Annotated in this window: 14 protein-coding genes; 12 read left to right on the forward strand and 2 right to left on the reverse strand. The window is 58.2% G+C overall.

Annotated elements, in window-relative coordinates; translation table 11 throughout:
* The first annotated feature begins 398 nt into the window (after window positions 1-398).
* From argJ to HDF12_RS13430, 4 genes are all read left to right on the forward strand, one after another.
* Entirely contained in the window at window positions 399-1,637 is a 1,239-nt protein-coding gene (gene argJ / locus HDF12_RS13415) for a bifunctional glutamate N-acetyltransferase/amino-acid acetyltransferase ArgJ (protein WP_179584141.1), read from the forward strand.
* Window positions 1,638-1,859: 222 nt separating this feature from the next.
* Window positions 1,860-4,535, forward strand: coding sequence for a pyruvate dehydrogenase (acetyl-transferring), homodimeric type (gene aceE / locus HDF12_RS13420; RefSeq protein ID WP_179584143.1), 2,676 nt, complete (start codon window positions 1,860-1,862; stop codon window positions 4,533-4,535).
* An 84-nt stretch (window positions 4,536-4,619) separates the two neighbouring features.
* The gene (locus HDF12_RS13425) at window positions 4,620-5,495 is read left to right on the forward strand and encodes a thiamine pyrophosphate-dependent enzyme (RefSeq protein WP_179584145.1); all 876 of its coding nucleotides are present in this window, start codon (window positions 4,620-4,622) and stop codon (window positions 5,493-5,495) included.
* A 112-nt stretch (window positions 5,496-5,607) separates the two neighbouring features.
* On the forward strand, window positions 5,608-7,575 hold the full coding sequence (locus tag HDF12_RS13430; protein WP_373563928.1) for a capsule assembly Wzi family protein: 1,968 nt from the start codon (window positions 5,608-5,610) through the stop codon (window positions 7,573-7,575).
* A 229-nt stretch (window positions 7,576-7,804) separates the two neighbouring features.
* Here HDF12_RS13430 and HDF12_RS13435 read toward each other — a convergent pair whose 3' ends face one another.
* Entirely contained in the window at window positions 7,805-8,746 is a 942-nt protein-coding gene (locus HDF12_RS13435) for a UDP-glucuronic acid decarboxylase family protein (protein WP_179584147.1), read from the reverse strand.
* Between the two features lie 257 nt (window positions 8,747-9,003).
* Between HDF12_RS13435 and HDF12_RS13440 the strand changes: the two genes are divergently transcribed.
* The 6 genes from HDF12_RS13440 to HDF12_RS13465 all read left to right on the forward strand — a co-directional run bounded on the left by HDF12_RS13440 (window position 9,004) and on the right by HDF12_RS13465 (window position 16,798).
* Window positions 9,004-11,262: a GumC family protein gene (locus HDF12_RS13440; RefSeq protein ID WP_179584149.1), complete on the forward strand. Its 2,259-nt coding sequence runs from the start codon at window positions 9,004-9,006 to the stop codon at window positions 11,260-11,262.
* Complete coding sequence (locus HDF12_RS13445) at window positions 11,259-12,359, forward strand: polysaccharide biosynthesis/export family protein (RefSeq protein ID WP_179584151.1); 1,101 nt, start codon at window positions 11,259-11,261, stop codon at window positions 12,357-12,359. Before HDF12_RS13440 ends, HDF12_RS13445 begins: the two co-directional genes overlap by 4 nt.
* 44 nt (window positions 12,360-12,403) lie before the next feature.
* Window positions 12,404-13,657, forward strand: coding sequence for a glycosyltransferase family 4 protein (locus HDF12_RS13450; RefSeq protein WP_179584153.1), 1,254 nt, complete (start codon window positions 12,404-12,406; stop codon window positions 13,655-13,657).
* Window positions 13,658-13,671: 14 nt separating this feature from the next.
* Window positions 13,672-14,925, forward strand: coding sequence for a glycosyltransferase family 4 protein (locus HDF12_RS13455; RefSeq protein WP_179584154.1), 1,254 nt, complete (start codon window positions 13,672-13,674; stop codon window positions 14,923-14,925).
* Window positions 14,926-14,998: 73 nt separating this feature from the next.
* Window positions 14,999-16,174, forward strand: a complete 1,176-nt coding sequence (locus HDF12_RS13460) for a glycosyltransferase (RefSeq protein WP_246373412.1) — start codon at window positions 14,999-15,001, stop codon at window positions 16,172-16,174.
* Window positions 16,175-16,186: 12 nt separating this feature from the next.
* Window positions 16,187-16,798, forward strand: coding sequence for an LbetaH domain-containing protein (locus HDF12_RS13465; protein WP_179584156.1), 612 nt, complete (start codon window positions 16,187-16,189; stop codon window positions 16,796-16,798).
* A gap of 80 nt (window positions 16,799-16,878) precedes the next feature.
* On the opposite strand, the gene HDF12_RS13470 is transcribed toward HDF12_RS13465, so the two are convergent.
* The gene (locus tag HDF12_RS13470; RefSeq protein ID WP_179584158.1) at window positions 16,879-17,262 is read right to left on the reverse strand and encodes a response regulator; all 384 of its coding nucleotides are present in this window, start codon (window positions 17,260-17,262) and stop codon (window positions 16,879-16,881) included.
* Window positions 17,263-17,430: 168 nt separating this feature from the next.
* Between HDF12_RS13470 and HDF12_RS13475 the strand changes: the two genes are divergently transcribed.
* Both HDF12_RS13475 and HDF12_RS13480 read left to right on the forward strand, forming a co-directional pair.
* Window positions 17,431-18,783 (forward strand): ABC transporter ATP-binding protein, encoded by a 1,353-nt coding sequence (locus tag HDF12_RS13475; RefSeq protein WP_179584160.1) that lies wholly within the window; start codon window positions 17,431-17,433, stop codon window positions 18,781-18,783.
* On the forward strand, window positions 18,780-20,570 hold the full coding sequence (locus HDF12_RS13480; protein ID WP_179584162.1) for an ABC transporter permease: 1,791 nt from the start codon (window positions 18,780-18,782) through the stop codon (window positions 20,568-20,570). The genes HDF12_RS13475 and HDF12_RS13480 overlap by 4 nt, the downstream gene beginning before the upstream one ends.
* Window positions 20,571-20,582: the final 12 nt, after the last annotated feature.

Genomic DNA, 20,582 nt, shown 5'->3' on the forward strand with positions numbered 1-20,582 from the left:
AGGCAAATTCTTCTAAACAAACAGGTTAGAGGTTTGGTGCTCTTTTCCAAAGAAAAGCCCCGGTTTATGTGCTGAATTGGTGCGGGGTTTAGCGGTTTGGGGGCTTGACACGAATTTTTCGGGCGTTGTTCGGATGTCAGCGGACAATGAGGAGGAATTGCAGCGCAACGATAACAGCAGATTCCTCCGCTTCGCTGCGGAATGACAACAAAAGAAGAGGCAACGACAAAGGCAGACAAAAGAACAGGCAACGGCAAGAGCAGACGAAAGGGCAGCGGCAAAGGCATACAAAAAAGATGGGCAAAAAAGCAGGCTCGTCGACTGGGCTGCGTGTTTGTTCGGAGCAACTATGGTTGTTGTGACAGGTTCAGGTGCATGAAGATTGTAGAGTGGAGAGTATGCAGAGTGACGAGGGCGTGAAGTCGCAGGGACTGCCGCTGGGGTTTGTGTGGGGTGCGGTGAAGGCCGGAATCAAGGCGAGTGGTAATGCAGATGTTGCGATTGCGGTCGCGGCCAAGGGTGCGAACGGCGCTGCGATGTTTACGAAGAACCAGGTGGTGGCGGCGCCGGTTACAGTGGGGCGGCGGCATATGGCTTCGACCGGCGGGCGCGTGGGCGTGGTGCTGGTGAATGCGGGAAATGCGAACTGCGCGACGGGGCAGCCTGGGGTCGACGCCTGTGTGCAGACGTGTGTGGCAGCGGCGGAGACGTTTCGTTGCATCTTCGACGAGGTCTTCCCTTCTTCGACCGGGATTATCGGCGTGCCGTTTCCTGCAGAGAAGGTGGTAGCTGCGTTGCCTGAGCTGGAGCAGGTGATGGGTGCAACGCCGGAGCACGCGGACTCGTTTGCCCGGGCGATTATGACGACCGACACGAAGATGAAGGTGGCGCGGGCTTCGGTCGATGTCGATGGAGTTGAAGTCCGGATCTTCGGCGTGGCAAAGGGTGCGGGGATGATTCATCCTCAGCTTGGAGCGCCGGTAGGGCCGGCGCATGCGACGATGCTGGTTTATCTGTTTACCGATATTGCTGCGGAGAGTGAACAGCTGCGCGGGTTACTGGAGCCGGCGGTGGAGCGGAGCTTCAATTCGATCTCGATTGATGGCGACACTTCGACCAACGATACAGTGCTGCTGCTGGCCAGCGGAGCGAGTGGCGTGAAGCTCGATGCCCGCACGCAGGAGCCGTTTGCCAATGCGCTGAAGCTGGTGTGCGGGTCGCTGGCGTACCAGATTGTGGATGATGGCGAAGGCGTGGGGCATGTGGTGACGCTGCATATAACCGGCGCGCGGACAGAGGCAGAGGCCAAGCAGATTGCAAAGGCGATTGCACATTCACCACTATGTAAGACGGCGTGGTCGAGTGCGGATCCGAACTGGGGGCGGCTGCTGGCGGCGGCGGGATACAGCGGGGTGGCGTTCGATCCAACGCTGGTGAATATCACGATTGGGAGCCAGCCGGTGTTTGAACTTGGGGTGCGGTCGGCTGCGTTCCAGGAGTCGGCGGCGCACGCGGAGATGCAGGCGAGGGATTACACGATCATGATGGATCTGGGGTTGGGCGAGGCGGAGTGCCGGTTTCTGACTTGCGACCTGACGGAAGAATATGTGCGGATTAATGCGGATTATTCGACTTAGAGATGCTGTCCTGCCGGACGGGCCCACTGCGCGTGGGGCGGTCACTTCGTGACATGTATACCGCTTTGCGTGGCGCTCCCGTTGGTCGCGAACAGGATCTTGATTCCGACGGGAGGACCGCGCGAAGCAGTAAAAAGGCGTGTGAACGCCTCCGGCAGGACCAAGGTTTTACGTTTTAGCGTAAGCCTTATATCGTTATAAGCGTGGGAGCAACGAAGACCTATGACAACGAAACTGGAAGAAGCCGCCAAGCAGGACTTTACCGCAGAGGTCTCCGAGTGGATTGAGGCGTTTGATGACGTCGTTGCCGCAGACTGGGAGCAGGGGTCGGAGTTGCTGGAGGCTCTGCGGAAGCGCGCGCATGAGGCCGGAGTGCCGACGCCGAGCGAGCTGACGACCCCCTATCGCAATACGATTCCAAAGCATGACGAGCTGCCATACCCGGGCGACAGAGCATTGGAGCGCCGAGTAGAGAGCCTGATTCGCTGGAACGCGATGGCGATGGTGCATGGTCAGAACAAAAAGGACGCCGGGATTGGTGGACATATCTCGACGTACTCGTCGCTAGCTACGTTGCTGGAGGTTGGGTTCAATCACTTCTTTCATGCGAAGTACTCCGTCGGTGGGCAGGAGCAGCCGGGAGACTTTGTTTACTTTCAGGGCCATGCTTCGCCGGGAGTGTATGCGCGGGCTTATCTTGAAGGGCGTTTGGATGACGAGAGGTTGAAGAACTTTAGGCATGAGCTGAGAGAGACGCCGGGGTTGAGCTCGTATCCGCACCCGTGGCTGATGCCGAACTTCTGGAACTTCCCTACGGTATCGATGGGGATCGGACCTTTGAATGCGATCTATCAGGCGCGGTTTATGCGGTATCTGGAGAACCGCAAGCTGATTGAGCCTACCGACCGCAAGGTGTGGGCGTTTGTGGGTGACGGCGAGACGGACGAGGTTGACAGCCTGGGTGCTATCTCGGTGGCTGCTCGCGAGAAGCTGGATAATTTGATCTTTGTGGTGAACTGCAACCTGCAGCGGCTGGATGGGCCGGTGCGTGGCAACAAGCGGATCATCGACGAGCTGGAGGGCGTGTTCCGTGGAGCGGGATGGAATGTCATCAAGGTGATATGGGGCTCGGATTGGGATGCGTTGTTTGAGCGCGACCACACCGGATTGCTACTGCGGCGGATGGAGGAGTGCGTCGATGGCGAGTACCAGACCTTCAAGGCGAAGGGCGGGGCTTACCTGCGCGAGCACTTCTTCGGGAAGTATCCGGAGCTGCTTGAGTTGGTGAAGGATATGTCCGATGAGCAGCTTGGTTTATTGCATCGCGGTGGCCATGACCGGACGAAGATCTACAACGCTTATAAGCGCGCGGTGGAGCACAAGGGCGGCCCGACCGTGATTCTGGCGAAGACCGTGAAGGGGCATGGATTGGGCTCGGCGCAAAGCAGAAACGCGACACACTCGGAGAAGAAGCTGGCCGATGATGGGCTGGCGGCGTTTGTGAAGCGGTTTGAGATTCCGATTCCGGAGGAGGCGGCGAAGTCGGGTACGCCGTATCGGCCGGCGCAGGACTCTCCCGAGATTGTTTACATGCAGGAGCGCCGCAAGGAACTCGGTGGATATCTGCCGACGCGTGAGGTGCCGAAGATCAACTTCAAGGCTCCGGGGCTGGAGTACTTTGGCGAGTGGACGGCGGGCTCGAACAAGCGTGCCGTGTCGACGACGATGGGCTTCGTGAGCATACTGCGACACCTGATGAAGGACCCGGCGATTGGCAAGTTGATTGTGCCGATTGTGCCGGATGAGGGCAGAACGTTTGGGCTGGAGTCGGCGATTCGGCAGGTGGGAATCTATGCGCCGGAGGGGCAGAAGTACAGCCCGCATGATGCGGATATGCTGCTCTACTACCGAGAGGATAAGGATGGGCAGATTCTGGAGGAGGGGATTACGGAGGCGGGTTCGATGGCCTCGTTTACCGCGGCGGGCACGGCATATGTGAACTACAAGGTGCCGGCGATTCCCTTCTATATGTACTACTCGATGTTTGGATTTCAGCGCATCGGGGATATGGTGTGGGCGTTTGCGGACTCGCGCGGCAAGGGCTTTTTGATGGGCGGAACGGCTGGGCGGACGACGATGCTTGGCGAGGGGTTGCAGCACCAGGATGGGCACAGCATTGTGCTCGCCAGCACGGTGCCGACCTGCGTGACGTATGATCCGGCGTTTGTGTATGAGCTGGCAGTGGTGATTCAGGATGGCATCAGGCGGATGTACGAGAAGGGGGAGGACTGCTTCTACTACATCACGATGTACAACGAGGATTACGCGATGCCCGCGATGCCGGAGGGTTCGGCTGCGGGTATTCTGCGCGGGATCTACAAGCTGAAGCCGGCTGCCGGTGAGGCGACGGTGCAGTTGTTTGGCAGCGGGCCGATTCTGAATGAGGTGCTGCGAGCGCAGGAGATTCTTGCTTCGAAGTACAACGTGCATGCCGATGTGTGGAGCGTGACCAGCTATACGGAGTTGCGGCGGGATGCGCTGGCGGTGGAGCGATGGAATCGGCTGCATCCGGCGGAGAAGGAGAAGGTGCCGTATGTGCTGCAGGCACTGGGGAGCTCGGCTGGGCCGATTATTGCTACGAGCGACTACATGAAGTCGGTGCCGGATCTGTTGTCGCCGTGGCTGCCTTCTCGGCTGGTGACGCTGGGGACTGATGGGTTCGGGCGAAGCGATAACCGCGAGCATCTGCGGCGACACTTTGAAGTGAGTGCTGAGGCGATCGTTGGAGCTACGCTGTCGAAGCTCGCTCGCGATGGCAAGTTCAAACCGAAGGCGGCGCAGAAGGCGTTGGCTGAGCTGGGGCTGGATGTCGAAGCGGTTGATCCGGCGCGTGCCTAGCAGCTTTTGAAGCGCTTTGATTGCGATGAGGGTTCCTTGTGGAACCCCTCTCGTTTTGTAACTTGAAGTGTTACGGAGGGTTTGTTGAGCGACGCGGGGCTGTACGAGAATCCATTGGTGCCGAATAAGAAGTTGCTGCAGATGTATAGCGTGATGGCCGACGCGAGAGTTCTGGACGAGCATATTGCTGGAATGCAGAAGGGTGTGAAGGCGCGGCGACGGCTGGAGTCTACTAAGGGGCAGGAGGCTTGCCGGGTGAGCACCGCTCTCGAGCTCCTACCGGGCGATCTGGTGAGCGACTCGCAGGCTGGCGTGGTGATGGATCTGATCGCGGGGGCGCAGTCGAAGGCGCAGATCGACTCGCTGTTAGGGCGGGTGGTGGAGTTTCACGCAGGAAAGATCGACGGAGCGAGGCTGGCCAGGGAAGGTGCGCTGGCGCGAGTGTTGCCGTGGGTGGAAGATGCGAGCAGCCGGCTACGAATGGCGATGGGGGCGGCGCTCTCGTTCAAGACGCTGAAACGGGGGAGCGTGGTAGTCGCTTATGTTGGCCGTTCGGAGCTAGACAAGAAGGAGTGGCAAGAGATCATCGAGTCCGTTGCAAAGCTGGATCTGCCGATGATCCTTGTCGTCTTGCCCAGTAGAGGAGACAAGAAAGACGGGGTGAATCAATTGAGCGCGAAGGTCCGCGGGTGGGGGATGCCGGGAATCCCGGTGGACGCGAACGATGCGGTGGCTTTGTACCGGGTGACGCAGGAGTCCCTGGGGAGGATCCGGGGCGGCGGAGGCCCGGTTCTAATTGAATGCAAAGGATATCGGGTGGATGGCGTGGGTGGAGACTCCAGGCAGGATCCTCTGGTGCAGATGAAAAGTTTTCTGCTGGGGCGAAAGGTTTGCACCAAGGCCTGGCTGGAAAGGGCTGGGGAGCGTCTTCGCAAGCGTATTTCATCCACTGAACAATGAGTTGACAATGAGCCCCACAGTAAGCTTCCAGTCATCAGTTGGTAACTCCGGGCCGGACGCTGGGGGCGGTTACACTGGTAGTGGCGTTTCAAAGCCCCGGATTGAGGTGTGAGTGCGGACCAAAGCTTTTCTTTGTTTTGCGGCGCTGAGTCTATGTGCCGCATCGACAGCGATCGCGCAGACGCCAACGACCACTGCCGCTCCACCACCTGCCTCTGACTCTTCTCCGACGCCAGTTCCAAACGGGACGACATCCGGCAATTCACCTTATTCGGTGCAGCAACAGTCGCCAACGCCAACGCCGGCTCCCCCTGCGCAGACGCCCTCTACTACTCCTCCTCCGCAAACCCCCTCGATAGGCCCTCCTACGCCTACGGCCCAGCCGGTGGTTCCGCCGGAGCAGACGAGTCCGAAGAAACCGTTTATCGGTTATGCCGGCTACGCTCCCGACGAGGTGAAGCCGCCGCCGGACCGCCTGGGATCGACTTACATTCCGATTGATAGCTGGGTGTATCCGGCGTTGACGCGGCTCTACTCCATGGGTTTCGTCAACACAATGTTTCTCGGCATGAGGCCTTATACGCGACGAAGCGTTTTTCACATGCTTCAGGATTCGCGGGGCGACATTGCCAACAGCGACAACGTAGAGGCTCAGTCGATTCTCTCGAAGCTGTTGTATGAGTTAAGCGCAGAGGATCCTGATGGCGGCCTGATCGAACGTGGCGTGGTCTATGGGCTGGACTCGTCGTACACGCGTCTGCTGGGGATCAGCGGACCGATTCTGCGCGACAGCTATCACCTTGGCCAGACGATCAACAACGACTTCGGACGACCCTACCAGAGCGGTTTCAACAGCATCGTCGGAGCTTCTGGACTCGGAGAGTGGGGGCCGTTTTCGATGTATATCCGCGGCGAGTATCAGCACGCCCCGTCGGCCGAGGGCTACTCGCTGGCTCTCGCCCAGCAACTGTCTGCCATTGACCTCATCTATCCGTATCCGGGACCTCAGGACACGATCCCGCTGGGTCCGATCCCGGATCAGAATCCGTTTCGGTTGATCGAGGCGTATACGTCGGTGCATCTGTTCGGCCATGAGATCTCCGGGGGCAAGAGCGACGCGTGGCTCGGGCCGGCGGCGGGCAGCTCGATGGCATGGTCCAACAACGCGGAGAACATCTACTCGTTCCGCATCAACAGGGTTGAGCCGCTGTACATTCCCTTTGTGTCAAAGATCATGGGCCCGCTTCGCTACGACTTTTTCTATGGGGACCTGAAAGGACATAATGTTCCGCGAGACCCGTGGGTGCATGCGGAGATGTTCTCCTTCCGGCCGACCGAGAACTTCGAGTTTGGGTTTGAGCGAACGATCATCTTCGGAGGAAAGGGCCACGCGCCGGTCACGCTGCATACCTTTCTCCGCGGTTTCTTCTCCACCCACGATACCGTCGGGAATGAAAAACAAGGTCGAGACGATCCTGGGGCCAGGTTCAGCGACTTCAATGCCTCCTACCGGCTTCCCTTCCTGCGCAAGTATGTGACGTTCGTCGTGGATACAATCTCGCATGACGATGTGACTCCTATCAGCGCTCCTCGCCGGGCGTCTTTCAGAACAGGGCTGTATCTCTCGCAGATTCCGGGAGTCAGAAAGTTGGACTTCAGAGTAGAGGCCGTATCCACCGACCCTGATGTCGGGCCTGCTCACGATGGACAGTTTGCGTACTGGGAGACCATCCAAAAGCAGGGGTACACGAATAAGGGCTTCATCATGGGGGACTGGATCGGGCGCGAGGCAAAGGGTGGCCAGGCGTGGCTGACCTATCACATCTCGGGCAACGAGTGGGTCCAACTGGAGTATCTGAATAAGAAGACGCCTTCGAACTTCATTCCCGGCGGGACCACGCAAAACCAGTTCAAGGCGAGCGTTGTGAAGCGACTGGGAAAGGACGTCGAGCTGAACGCATGGGTACAGTATGAGGGCTGGAAGGCGCCGATCTATAAGACTGGGCTTCAGCAAAATACTTCAACTGCAGTGCAGCTGACCTGGTATCCGAGGTTACGCACGTATCCTTCACTTCCCTAGTGTTCTGAATCTAAAGACGACTGCGTGAAGAGCGTGGGTGAGAAGGGATGAGCGGTTTGGGCGGGATGGAGTTCGTCGGGATCCTTCCCTTCGACAAGCTCAGGGTCAGGATGACAGCAAAGGCCTAAATACGGGGCTTCGCCAGCCTAGTTCGGGCTTCGTCATTCGACTTCGCTTGGAGCAGTCCGCTATTGCTGACACTAGCCGGCTATCGCTAATCACTACTTGGCTATCGTGAAGAGACGCAAGCTCTGAAGTATTCGAGAGAGCGTTCAAGGCCTTGGCGGAGACTGATCTTGGGCTCCCAGTTGAGGAGATTTCTGGCGCGGGTGATGTCAGGGCGTCGGCGCGTGGGATCGTCCTGTGGCAGGTCCTGAAAGAGGATCTCGGACTTCGAACCGGTGACGGCGAGGATCTCGCGAGCGCATTCGAGGATGGTCCACTCGACCGGATTGCCGATGTTGACGGGGAGATGCTCGTCGGAGCGCGAGAGGAGAAGTATCCCTTCGATGAGATCGGCGACGTAGCAGAAGCTGCGCGTCTGGGAGCCGTCGCCGTAGATGGTGAGAGGTTCGCCGCGCAGGGCCTGGACTATGAGGTTCGAGATCACGCGGCCGTCGTTGGCCTGAAGACGGGGGCCGTAAGTATTGAAGATGCGGACCAGGTGCGTATCGACGCCGTAGTAGCGGTGGTAGGCCATGACGGCAGCCTCAGAGAAGCGTTTGGCCTCGTCATAGACGGAACGTGGACCGATGGGATTAACCTTGCCCCAGTAGGTCTCGACCTGGGGGTGGACCTCGGGGTCGCCGTAGCATTCGGAGGTGGAGGCGTGGAGATACCCGGCGCCGTATTTGCGGGCGAGGTCGAGGGTATTGATGGTGCCCGCAGAGCCGACCAGCAGGGTTTCTACGCCGAGGCGGGAGTAGTCGATTGGGCTGGCGGGAGAGGCGAAGTTGAAGATGTAGTCGACTTTGCCAGTGTCGAAGGGCTTGCAGATATCGAGTTCGACGAGGCTGAAGCGGCTATCGCGAGAGAGATGGCTGAGGTTGGCCAGGTTGCCCGTGCTCAGGTTGTCGACGCCGACGACGTTGTCTCCTTCTGACAGAAGAGCGTCACAGAGATGAGACCCGAGAAAGCCGGCGGCTCCTGTGACGAGAGTGCTTCGAGACATCAATGAATACCTTTCATCTTATTGAACATATGCTGGCCTGAGATTTGCAGGTGAGAGGGCAGAGAGAAGATGCCTTAGCGACAACAATTCTGCTGGATCGGCCATCGGTTTGATGGCGTTACGGCTCATGGTCGAGGATATCCGAATTTGGACCAATACAGGTCATCTGCGGGACCAGGTAACACTTTTGGACCATAAGAAGGCTGCAGCTCATCTAATACTCCTTCCGTCAGGGCCGCTCGGGTAGACTAGAGGGAATGGGTTCTAAAAATACGCAGCCGCCGCATGTGAGTGTTCCGGAGACGAACCAGGCAGGGTTCAGTACAACGGTTACAGATACTACGCTCTCAGAAGCTCTGATTGTGCTGCGGAAACGCAAGCTGGTCCTGATCATTGCGGTTTTGTTGGGCCTGGCATACGGAATCTTTAAGGCGGAGTCGCAGCCCAAACTCTATGAATCGTACGGACGAATTCAGGTGCGGTCGGGTTCGTCGAACGAATACCGAGTCAGCACGGTGCAAGAGTACAGCGGTGATTCCAGCTCGAAGCTGCTGAGCGAGATCGAGATTATAAAGAGTGATTCGCTGATGTTGACCGTGTGTCGCGAGATGGATCTGGCCAACAACGCAGACTTTCTGGAACAAAAGACACGCCCCGAGCCGCGGGCGAGTCTGGAGGACGGAGAAACCAGGCAGGACACGGTCCATCGTATTCAGAGCAATCTGCACGTCACCGTCGTACCGAAGACAGATATTATCCGCATCAGCTACAGCAGTTTTAGCGCGAAGCTGTCAGCCGATATTGTCAACAAGGTCATCTCAGATTACGTTCAGCGAAGCTATCAGACCCGTTACGAATCCTCGCAGCGCGCCTCTGTCTGGCTCTCTGGAACTCTCGAGGGCCTCAAGCAGGAGGTAGAGGCGTCGCAGGAACAGATGATGGATATGCAGCGTCGTCTGGGGATCCTTGGATTTGACCCGACCCACAATCAGATCAGCACGTCCCTCGATGACCTTGCCCGAGCGGCAGGTACTGCGAAGCTGGCTCGCATCATCGCTGAAGCGCGCTACCGCGTTGTCAGCGGAATGGATCCGAACACGCTTGAAGGCACCATCGAGTTGACTCCAGGAACGGCGCCAGCAGAGCTCAACCTGCTGCGAGGACAGTTGGCCGGAGCAAAAGCGAACTATGCCACAATGGAGTCTTCGCTCGGACCGAATCACCCTCAATCGAAGGCTCTGAAGGCTCAGATCGACGAGTACGTCAAAGAGATTGATGAGGAACAGAACCGCCTGATTGTGCAGGCAAAACAGAATTACGTGGTCGCGAAGGCGAATGAAGACCAGACGACCGCAGCGCTCGAGGCTCAGAAGACCGATGCTTACAAGTTGCGGGACCAGCTGGTGGAGTACACCCTGCGCCAACGGGAGTACGAAGCCAATCGAACGCTCTACGACAGCCTGCAACAGCGTCTGCGAACTGCGAGCGTGCAGTCGGGGCTGGAGTCTCTCGAGGTCGACGTTGTGGATCAGGCGCTGCCCCCTGCGGAGCCTGTGCTGCGGCCTCAATCGACGGTGATCATAACGGCTTTGGTCTTTGCCATGCTGGCGGGCATCGTGGTCGCCTTCCTGATGGAGAGCCTGGATACCGGGTTGCGGAGCATCGCGGAGATCGAAAGCATTACGGAGCTGCCATCGCTGGCTATCATTCCGCGAGCGCGCAGATCATCGGTCGATCAGGCCGCAACGCTCAGCACCGCGCAACGCAACGTAGGAATTCTGACACAGCCGAAGTCGCAGTTTGCAGAAGCGTTCCGCTCCCTGCGAACGTCGCTGCTGCTCTCTAGCACCGGGCATCCACCTAAGTACATTGTGCTGACAAGCGCAACGCCCTCAGAAGGAAAGACGACGGCCGCGAGCAATCTCGCTGCGATCCTGGCACAACGAGACACCCGGGTTCTACTGATCGATGGAGATCTTCGACGACCTAATGTTCATCACCGGTTCGGGTTGAACGGAAAGATCGGTCTGACTACGGTACTGACCGGAGCAACCAAGCTCGAGGAGACGGTACAGCGAGTGCCTGAGATTCCAAATCTCGACATCCTGCCCAGTGGACCGGTTCCGCCATTCCCGACCGAGATGTTGAGTTCGGCGGCGATGGAGACCATCCTCAAGCGCTGTGGAGAACTCTACGACTACATCGTGATCGATTCGCCGCCGATCCTTTCGGTGACCGACGGCGTGATTCTGGCGCGCCAGGCGGACGCTGTCGTGCTGGTAGTGCGTCATGGTAAATCGAGCAAGCATGTGGTGCGTCGGGCCAGAGATCTGCTGCTGCGTTCGGGGGCGACCATTACTGGAATTGTGCTGAATGCGGTCGACATGAATTCACCGGAGTACTACGGGTACTACGGCTATTCGGGTTACTCCTACTCAAGTGTGGACTCCGACAGCTGGGAGTCGCAGACGGCTTCGACAAGGGATCACACCAACGCCGGGGAGACGAAGCGATGAGACAGAAACAGGAAGATCTCCGGACTGAGGCCGAGAAGCAGGTGTATCAGGTCGACTGGCGCAGAGCCTGGCTTGCTTCCGCTATTTTTCTTTTGATGGCTCTCGGCGGCCGCGTCGCGGAGGCGCAATTCAGCGGTCCAGCGCTTGGAATCACCTCAGAGGTGAATCCCCCCATCACAATCACAACCGATCCTGCAATCTTGTTTCCGGGGCCCCGAGATGTGTATTTGGGAGTTGGGGACGTCTTCTCGATCAGGATCTACGGGAACGCGGACTACACTCCGTTGGTACGCGTTGGTCTCGATGGCACCGTTCAACTGCCCCTCATTGGGAGTGTGTTGGTGGACAACCTTACCGTACATCAGACCCAGGACCTGATCGCGCAGAAGCTGAAAGAAGCCGGCATGTTTCGCGATCCTCAGGTGGCGATTCAGATCACAGACTCTCCAAATCAAATCGTCACTGTCATCGGAGAGTTGCACGGGATTGTGCCGGTGATTGGCGAACGACGATTGTTCGATGTGCTGGCAGCGGTGGGCAGCGGTGCAGGCGGCGGAGGCGCCGCGGGCAATGGCGGTGGGGCAACGACGGTTGTCGTCGGTGGCGGCGGCCTGCCCGCGACGGCAAGCCATATCATCACGATCAATCGTTATGGAGTAGCGGAGCCGATCGTCATCGACCTCGGCACCGATCCCGCGAAGAGTGCGCTCATCAATATACCGATCTATCCGCGCGACACGATTATCATTCCACGGGTTGGAGTGGTCTATCTGCTGGGGGCCTTCAAGACTCAGGGCGCAATCCCGCTCCAACAGAACTCTCCCATCACCTTGATGAAGGTAGCTGCGTTGGCAGGGGGGCCAGGCTATGAAGGCAGATTCAATGACCTTCGGATTATTCGGACCACCGGTACTACCCGACAGATGGTCAAAGTCGACATCTCGAAGGTGATCAACGGGAAGGTTCCCGATCCTGTGCTCCAGGCCGAAGACATCGTGTTGCTGCCTACCAATCCGATGAAGGCGGCGATCAAGAACGGCGGTATCGCAACGCTGTTGGGTATTGCTTCGATTCTAATTCTCGCTATTCAACAGTAGTCCTAGTTGCATCGGGCCAGATTTCGCATGAGAACCAAAAAGATATGGTCGTACCCTCGTCGAACGTTGACACAGGCTTGAAGAAGAAGGTAAGGCTGGCCTACCTGGTGAGTCATCCTATCCAGTATCAGGCTCCGTTGTTGCGCCGGATCGCGCAGGAACCGGACATCGACCTGACCGTCTTCTTCGGCTCGGACTTTTCGCTCCGCAGCTACCAGGATGAAGGCTTCGGCGTCGATGTGAAGTGGGACGTGCCGCTGCTCGATGGATACCGTCATAAATTTCTGCCGGTGATTCGTGACGATGGCACGCAGACGGTGACAACCCCGCTGAACTACGGCATCTTCAGCGAGCTTCGCGGCCGCGAGGGAGAGCCCGGCTATGATCTCTTGTGGACCCATGGCTACAACATGGTGAATGCATTACACGGAATGGTGGCCGCGAAGGCGCTGGGAATCCCCGTGCTGGTGCGCGCCGACATGTGGTTGCGAGACCGTCCGCGGAGTGGGCCGAAGCTTCTTCTGAAGACGCTGTTCTTTCAGTTCCTAAAACACATGGTGGATGGAGTCCTGCCGGTCGGCACACTGAACGCTGAGTATTGGCGCCACTACCTGGGCGATGATGTCCCGTTTTTTCTGATGCCTTACGCAGTGGACAACGATTACTTCCAGCGACGAAGTCTGGAAGCGGCTGCCACACGCGACGAGTTGCGAAGAGAGCTTGGCCTTGAGGCCGGAAGACCAGTCATCCTGTTTGCTTCAAAGCTGCAGGAGCGCAAACACTGCACCGATCTGATGGACGCGTATATGAGCTTGATCAATGACGAGACGGGCCGGCCGCAACCCTATTTATTGATCGTCGGAGATGGTGAGGAACGAGCTGCGCTCGAAGAGAAGGCCAAGTCGAGCGGGTTGACGGGGGTTCGATTCTGCGGGTTTCGCAATCAGTCGGAGCTGCCGAGGTTCTTCGATCTTGCAAGCGTATTTGTTTTACCCGCTCGCCACGAGCCCTGGGGGTTGGTGGTAAACGAGGTGATGAACGCAGGGCGTGCCGTGATTCTGTCCGACGATATCGGGTGCCAGCCCGATCTGGTGACAGATGGTGCAGAGGGATATGTGTTTCCCGTGCGGAATGTAAAGGCGCTCGCCGAAGCGCTGCGACGCGTGTTGGCGACGCCCGAGGGAGCGGCACAGATGGGTCAGCGCGCGCTCGACAGAATCAACGCATGGAGCTTTGAAGAGGATATTCAGGCGCTGCGCCAGGCAATCGCGCAACTGACACGAAAGATCATCGCGTAACGCAGGCCTACTCCATGAGATCTCCTGAGCAAAGCCGAGAGGACAACGCGAAGAAGAAGGTGAAGGTCGCCTACCTGGTGAGCCATCCGATCCAGTACCAGGCCCCTTTGCTGCGGCGAATCGCGCAGGAGCCCGACATTGAATTGACCGTCTTCTTTGGATCGAACTTCTCCGTGCAGGAGTATGTCGACAAGGGATTTGGCGTGGATGTGAAGTGGGATGTGCCCCTGCTCGACGGCTATCGTTATGAATTTCTCCCGGCGATATGGGATAAGAGAAGAACCGGGCCCACGAGCCAGTTGAACTACGGCATCTTCAGCCGGCTTCGAGGAAGCAGAGAGAGAGACGGCTTCGACGTACTTTGGGTGCATGGCTACTCGACGCTGAACACGTTGCAGGGAATGCTGATCGCAAAGGCGCTGGGGATTCCGGTGCTGCTTCGTGCAGAGTCACGCCTGGGACGGAAGCAGAACGGTGCTCTAAAGCAGCTGGCGAAGCGCCTTTTCTTTAGCGGATTGAAGCAGCTTGTCGACGGAGTGTTGCCGATCGGGAGTCTGAATGCAGCCTACTGGCGTCATGCTATGGGCGAGAACCTCCCGCAGTTCATGATGCCGTATGCAGTGGATAACGAATACTTTCAGAGCCGCAGCCGCGAGGCCGATCTTCGACGAGGGGATCTCCAGCGAGAGCTTGGTCTTGATGCGTCCCGGCCGGTCATTCTATTTGCTTCGAAGCTGCAGAGACGGAAGCGGTGCGAAGACTTGATCAGGGCTTATCTCAGTCTTTGTTCCAAGGTTGGGAGCGAGCCGACTCCCTACCTCCTGATCGTGGGCGACGGCGAGGAGCGGGCGGCGCTGGAGAGGCTCGTCTCGCAGAGTGGAGTCAGCGGAGTTCGGTTTTGTGGCTTTCGCAATCAATCGGAGCTGCCAGGTTTTTTTTATCTTGCGTCGGTCTTTGTCTTGCCCTCGCAGGATGAGCCATGGGGATTGATCGTGAACGAGGTCATGAACTCGGGGCGTGCCGTGATCCTCTCGGATGACGTCGGCTGCCAACCTGATCTGGTGACCGATGGCGTCGAAGGGTGTGTGTTCCCCGTGGGCAATGTGAAGGCTCTGACGGAGGCGCTGCGAAGAGTCCTCGAGCGGCCAGAGACAGCGGCAACCATGGGAGGACATGGGCTAAAGAGAATATCTGGGTGGAGTTACGAGGAGGACATTGCCGGGCTTCGACGAGCAATCGCGGCCGTGACAAGGAGGTTGTCGACGTGATTACAACTTAAGTGCGCGCGGCTTGTGAGGACAGCCTCTGCTGCTATGCTTAATAGTTGATAGTCGAAGAATTATGCGGATTTTGCACATCATTGGGACCCTGAACCCTGAGGCTGGCGGCCCTACAGAGTCGGTACGCGTACTACTGAGTTACGGGCCCATCGGCTACACCGGAGAGGTGGTCACGCTCGACGATCCCTCGGCGCCGTACCTTGACGATGTCGGATTTCCGGTCCACGCGCTTGGTCCTACCAACACGACCTATGGGTTCAACTCCAAGCTGTTGCCCTGGTTGAGAGATAACCGTCATCGCTTCGATGGCGTGGTGGTGAATGGGCTTTGGCAATACTGCGGTTACGCTGCATGGCGAACGCTGGCAGGCAATACCCCCTACGTCGTGTTTACTCACGGCATGCTGGACCCTTACTTCAAGCATGCGTTCCCGTTGAAACACATCAAAAAGTGGCTGTACTGGATCCCCGCCGAGTACTGGATTCTGCGCGGAGCTTATCGCGTGCTCTTTACATCGAAGGCTGAGAAGCGGCTCGCGGAGCAGAGCTTCTGGCTGCATCGGTGGAATGCCTATGTGGTGCCCTATGGTGCGAGCGGCCCGAACGGCGATCCTGAGGTGCAGAAGCGTGCATTTTTTGCGAAGTGCCCCGAGGCAAAGGGTAAGAGATATCTCGTCTTCCTCGGGCGCATCCATCGCAAGAAGGGCTGCGACATGTTGATCGACGCCTTCGCAAAGGTTGCGGCTGACGATCCAGATCTTTATCTGGTGATGGCGGGGCCTGACCAGCAGCAGTGGAGCGCGAAGCTGAAGGCAACAGCAGCGAACCTGGGGATTAAGGATCGCGTTTTCTGGCCGGGAATGGTTACCGGCGATGCGAAGTGGGGGGCGTTTTACGGCTCCGAGGCCTTCATCCTGCCATCGCACCAGGAGAACTTCGGCATTGCTGTAGCCGAAGCGCTGGCTTGCGGAAAAGCAGTTTTGCTGGCCGATAAGGTAAACATCGCCGAGGAGATCGCGGAAGACGGCGCGGGGCTGATGGAGTTGGATACGCCGGATGGGACGCTGAAACTGTTGAAGGGGTGGATCGGCATGACGGTTGCGGAGCGGCAGCGTATGTGCGAGTTGGCGTACCAGTGTTTCCATCGCCGTTACGACATGCGCGAGAACGCGAAGGCGATCATCCGGCTATTTGGCACAGCTACGGTTCTTACCCCTACCGCAGTCGAGTCGGAGTAGCCAGGAGCGCCAATGCCTAAGCAGATTCATTACAACGCGGCAGATCATATCCCGGCGGGGACGGCCGCGGATCCCTACCTGCGTCCTGCTTTTTCGTTGCAAGACCGGCTGCGGCGACTGAATTGGAACTTATGCTGGGCCATTCTCTATAGAACGTCACCAAGACCGTTACATTCCTGGAGAGCATTTCTGCTTCGACTCTTCGGGGCGAAGATGGGGCCGAACTGTCACTTTTATCCACGGTCCAGGATATGGGCCCCGTGGAATTTAATCTGCGCCGACCAGGTTACGGCCGGCGATGGCGTTGAGATCTATAACCCGGCACCGGTGACGCTGGGGTCGCACGCTATTTTGTCCCAGGAAGCGTACGTATGCGGGGCGACCCACGACTACGACGATCCCGCCTTCCCCCTGATCGCTTATGCGATGAATATCGAGGCCTATGCGTGGGTTTGCGCCCGGGCCTCCGTCGCGCCCGGAGTCAATATAGGCGAGGGCGCTGTGCTTGGGTTGGGGTCCGTTGCCACGCGCAGCCTCGACCCATGGACCGTGTACGCCGGGGTACCCGCAGTCAAAGTGAAGGAGCGCCGCCAGTTCCCCGCCCCCTCTTCCAACCGGACGTGAGGTAGTCCTGCTGTTTAGAGCAGAGAAAAGCAGGACCGAAGTCCCGCTATTTTCGTCGTTCATCCCGGGCCGACCTGAGCCTATCCGCGCAGTTTTGCGAGAAGATCGGTCGGATGAACGGGTTTGGCGAGGATTTCGAACTCGTGACCTTGCGCACGAGATTTTTCGAGCAGGTCCGCAGTAGCAGCCTGACCTGAAAACAGAAGGATCTTGCACTTCGGTAGCTTGCTGCGGGTGATGATTGCCGCTTCGATCCCAGTCATGCCAGTCATGATGACGTCGCTGATGAGCATGTCGGGCTGGAAGCTCTCGAGCAGCTCGACGGCCTTCTCGCCGCTGAAGACGGCACGTGCCTCAAAGCCTGCCTGATTGAGGATTATTGCCAGAGTATTCGCAATCACCTGCTCGTCGTCAGCGACCAGCACCTTGGGCTTGGGTGTTGCGGTAGAGGTTAAATCTGCCATGCTAAGTTTCCCCAAAAGTAGAAGGTTCAAAGTTCAGTTTTAAATGTGACGTACGCAGGCGGCGGATTTATATTTCGCCCACCCGGTAATGATACGCTGAGCGCAGAGGTGGTTGACGAACAAACCACCACAAATTCAAGCGCCGCTTCCAGTTTCACAAAACTTCCTATGCAGCCAGCCATCATTCGTGCAGAACGCGTTGAAAAATACTACTCGCAACCCAGCGAGAACCGCATCCAGGTCATCTCGCCGACCGACCTCTCGATCACGGCCGGAGAGATCGTTGCGCTCCTTGGGCCGTCCGGCTCCGGAAAGTCCACGCTGTTACGCATGTTGACCGGTCTATCCGCGCCCTCTGCTGGCGAAGTTTACTGGCACGAAAAACCAATTGCAACCGCCGAGGTCAATGTTTCAATTGTGTTTCAAAGCTTCGCCCTCTTCCCCTGGCTTACCGTACTCGAAAATGTCGAAGCTCCGCTGAAGGCACACGGGATGGAGGCCTCGGAGCGTCGCAAGCGCAGCCTGAAGATCCTCGACACGGTCGGTCTGGACGGCTTCCAGGCCGCCTATCCGAAGGAGCTCTCTGGTGGCATGCGCCAGCGGGTCGGCTTCGCGCGCGCGCTGGTCGTCGAGCCTGAAGTCCTGTTTATGGACGAGCCGTTCTCCGCGCTTGACGTCCTGACGGCGGAGAACCTGCGCAGTGAGCTGCTCGAACTCTGGCAGAACAAGACCATTCCGACGAAGTCGATCTTCATCGTCACCCATAACATTGAAGAGGCCGTTCAGCTCGCTGATCGCATCATCGTGCTCGGGCGCAACCCCGGCCATGTACGAACCGACTTCCGCGTCTCAATCCCCCACCCTCGAGACCGCAAAGCGACCTCCTTCACGCAACTGGTCGACTACATCTACAAGGTACTCACGCAGCCCGATGCCCAGCCGCCAGCGCTACCGCAGACTTCCACAGGAAAGAAGGTGCGCGATCAAAGGCAGATGCACTATCAGATGCTGCCACACGCGCGGCCCGGCGGAATCGCAGGTCTGCTGGAACTCGTGCTCGATCACAATGGCAAAGACGACATCTATCGCCTCGCCGACGACCTCGCCTTCCAGATCGACGACCTGCTGCCGATCGTCGACGCGGCGCAGCTATTAGGTTTCCTGACGGTTACAGAAGGCGACGCTGCGATCACGTCCACCGGCGCGGAGTACGCCAACTCCGAGATCCTACGGCAGAAGGAACTCTTTCGCACCGCAGCCGTCGAGAACGTTCTGCTCCTTCGCCAGATCGTGCGCGCTATCGAGTCCAAGAGCGACCGCAGCGTGCCCGAGGAGTTCTTCCACGACATGCTCGACGAGCAGTTCAGCGAAGACGAAACCCTTCGTCAGCTTGAGACCGCCATCAACTGGGGCCGCTACGCCGAGCTCTTCGACTTCGACGCCTCACGCCGCCGCTTCATTCAGTCTGAAAAACTGCATCAGGATGCAGACGCAAGCTCCACGGCGGAGATCGATGCATGATGAAGTTTCCGGATAGCTTCAGCAACATCCCCGGACGGGAGACGCTGGCGCGCTCGCAGGTACTACAGCGCAGCTGGCCGGTGGTGCTGGACCTCTGCGTCGCCGGCATCGGACTGGCGTGTTTCTATGGAGTCGTCGTGATCGCGCGCTACTGGTTCGGCCATCCTGAGCCGGAGATCACCATCTCGCAGAGCCCGCGCGCGCTGCCGCAGTATGCGTTCTATTCGGTTGTAAGGATCGGGCTCGCCTACCTGCTGAGTCTCGTCTTCGCCATCGGCTACGGCTACATCGCCGCATACAGCAAGCGAGTGGAGCCGTTGATGATTGCGGGACTCGACATTCTGCAGTCGATCCCGGTTCTCAGTTTTCTGCCCGGCGTGATGCTGGCGATGGTTGCGCTCTTTCCCACACGGCAGATAGGCGTTGAGATGGGCGCGATCGTGCTGATCTTCACCGGCCAGGTCTGGAACATGGCCTTCAGCTTTTACTCCTCTATCAAGAGCATCCCGCGAGAGCTCTCTGAAGCTGCAAGCATCTATAAGTTTTCCCGGCTGCAAAAGCTGATCCAGTTAGAGCTCCCCTATGCGGCGATCGGGCTTGTCTGGAACTCGATGGTGTCGGTCGCGGGCGGATGGTTCTTCCTGATGGCGTGCGAGATGTTCGTCCTGGGAACACGCGATTTCAGGCTACCGGGGCTGGGATCGTATCTCCAGACCGCAGCCGGCACAGGAAACTACTCAGCCATCACGTGGGGTCTGCTGACCATGATTGCCATTATCGTCGCGACCGATCAGCTTGTCTGGCGACCTGTCATCGCTTGGAGCGACAAGTTCAAATTCGAGCAGGTAGAGAGCGGATCGCGGGTTCGCTCACCGCTGCTGCATCTTCTGCAGCACTCTCGCGGACTGCGAACCCTGCGGCATCACACAGTAGTTCCTCTGGAGGAGGGCCTGTATCGACGACTCGCAGACCAACGCGTCGTCGGAGCAGCAGCGAAGACCGCGAAGTCTGAAGGCCTGGTGGCGAAAAACGGCATTGTGTCTGCCGTCCTGCGCGGGCTTGTCATCGTGATCGCGGCGGTTGCGGTTCTCTATGCAGCCTGGCAGGCGTTGACGCTTCTGCGGCAGGTACAAGGGGGCGAGTTCGTTGGGATTCTGAAGGGTGCGATGGCTACCTTCCTCAGAGTGAACGTGGCGCTCATCCTCGCAGCCGCATGGACGATTCCGGCAGGTGTTGCCATTGGATTTCATCCACGACTGGCTCGTATCGCACAGCCGATAGCGCAGATCGCAGCCTCTGTGCCTGCCACTGCGCTGTTCCCTGTTCTGCTGCTGGCTCTGGTGAGGTTTGGTGGCGGAATGGGCATCGGCTCCATCGCGCTGATGCTGCTCGGAACGCAGTGGTACATCCTGTTCAACGTGATCGCGGGAGCGATGGCGATCCCCTCCGATCTGAAGGAAGTCGCGACGCTCTTTCACTTCACCACCATCCAGAAGTGGAAGACTGTCATTCTGCCTGGAATCTTTCCCTTTCTGATCACGGGCTTGGTCACGGCGTCGGGTGGCGCATGGAATGCAAGCATCATCGCGGAGTACTTTCGGTTGAAGAACCAGACGCTCCAGACAGTCGGGCTTGGAGCGGTGATCAGTGCAGCGACAGACAGCGGAAAGTTTCAGATTCTTCTTCTCGCCACCATCGTAATGGCGCTCATGGTAGTCACGATCAACCGGCTGGTATGGCGGCCGCTCTACAGGCTCGCCGAGACGCGCTACAAATTAGGCGGCTAGTAGATAACCCCC

The organism is Tunturiibacter gelidiferens, from assembly GCF_013410115.1.
Lineage (GTDB): Bacteria > Acidobacteriota > Terriglobia > Terriglobales > Acidobacteriaceae > Edaphobacter > Edaphobacter gelidiferens.

Excerpts from the sequence above, each read along its gene's own strand:
- aceE (WP_179584143.1), top strand. The coding sequence starts at position 1,860 with ATGACAACGAAACTGGAAGAAGCCGCCAAGCAGGACTTTACCGCAGAG.
- HDF12_RS13460 (WP_246373412.1), top strand. The coding sequence starts at position 14,999 with ATGCGGATTTTGCACATCATTGGGACCCTGAACCCTGAGGCTGGCGGC.
- HDF12_RS13440 (WP_179584149.1), top strand. The coding sequence starts at position 9,004 with ATGGGTTCTAAAAATACGCAGCCGCCGCATGTGAGTGTTCCGGAGACG.
- HDF12_RS13475 (WP_179584160.1), top strand. The coding sequence starts at position 17,431 with ATGCAGCCAGCCATCATTCGTGCAGAACGCGTTGAAAAATACTACTCG.
- HDF12_RS13480 (WP_179584162.1), top strand. The coding sequence starts at position 18,780 with ATGATGAAGTTTCCGGATAGCTTCAGCAACATCCCCGGACGGGAGACG.
- HDF12_RS13470 (WP_179584158.1), bottom strand. The coding sequence starts at position 17,262 with ATGGCAGATTTAACCTCTACCGCAACACCCAAGCCCAAGGTGCTGGTC.
- HDF12_RS13465 (WP_179584156.1), top strand. The coding sequence starts at position 16,187 with ATGCCTAAGCAGATTCATTACAACGCGGCAGATCATATCCCGGCGGGG.
- HDF12_RS13450 (WP_179584153.1), top strand. The coding sequence starts at position 12,404 with ATGGTCGTACCCTCGTCGAACGTTGACACAGGCTTGAAGAAGAAGGTA.
- HDF12_RS13435 (WP_179584147.1), bottom strand. The coding sequence starts at position 8,746 with ATGTCTCGAAGCACTCTCGTCACAGGAGCCGCCGGCTTTCTCGGGTCT.
- HDF12_RS13445 (WP_179584151.1), top strand. The coding sequence starts at position 11,259 with ATGAGACAGAAACAGGAAGATCTCCGGACTGAGGCCGAGAAGCAGGTG.
- argJ (WP_179584141.1), top strand. The coding sequence starts at position 399 with ATGCAGAGTGACGAGGGCGTGAAGTCGCAGGGACTGCCGCTGGGGTTT.
- HDF12_RS13455 (WP_179584154.1), top strand. The coding sequence starts at position 13,672 with ATGAGATCTCCTGAGCAAAGCCGAGAGGACAACGCGAAGAAGAAGGTG.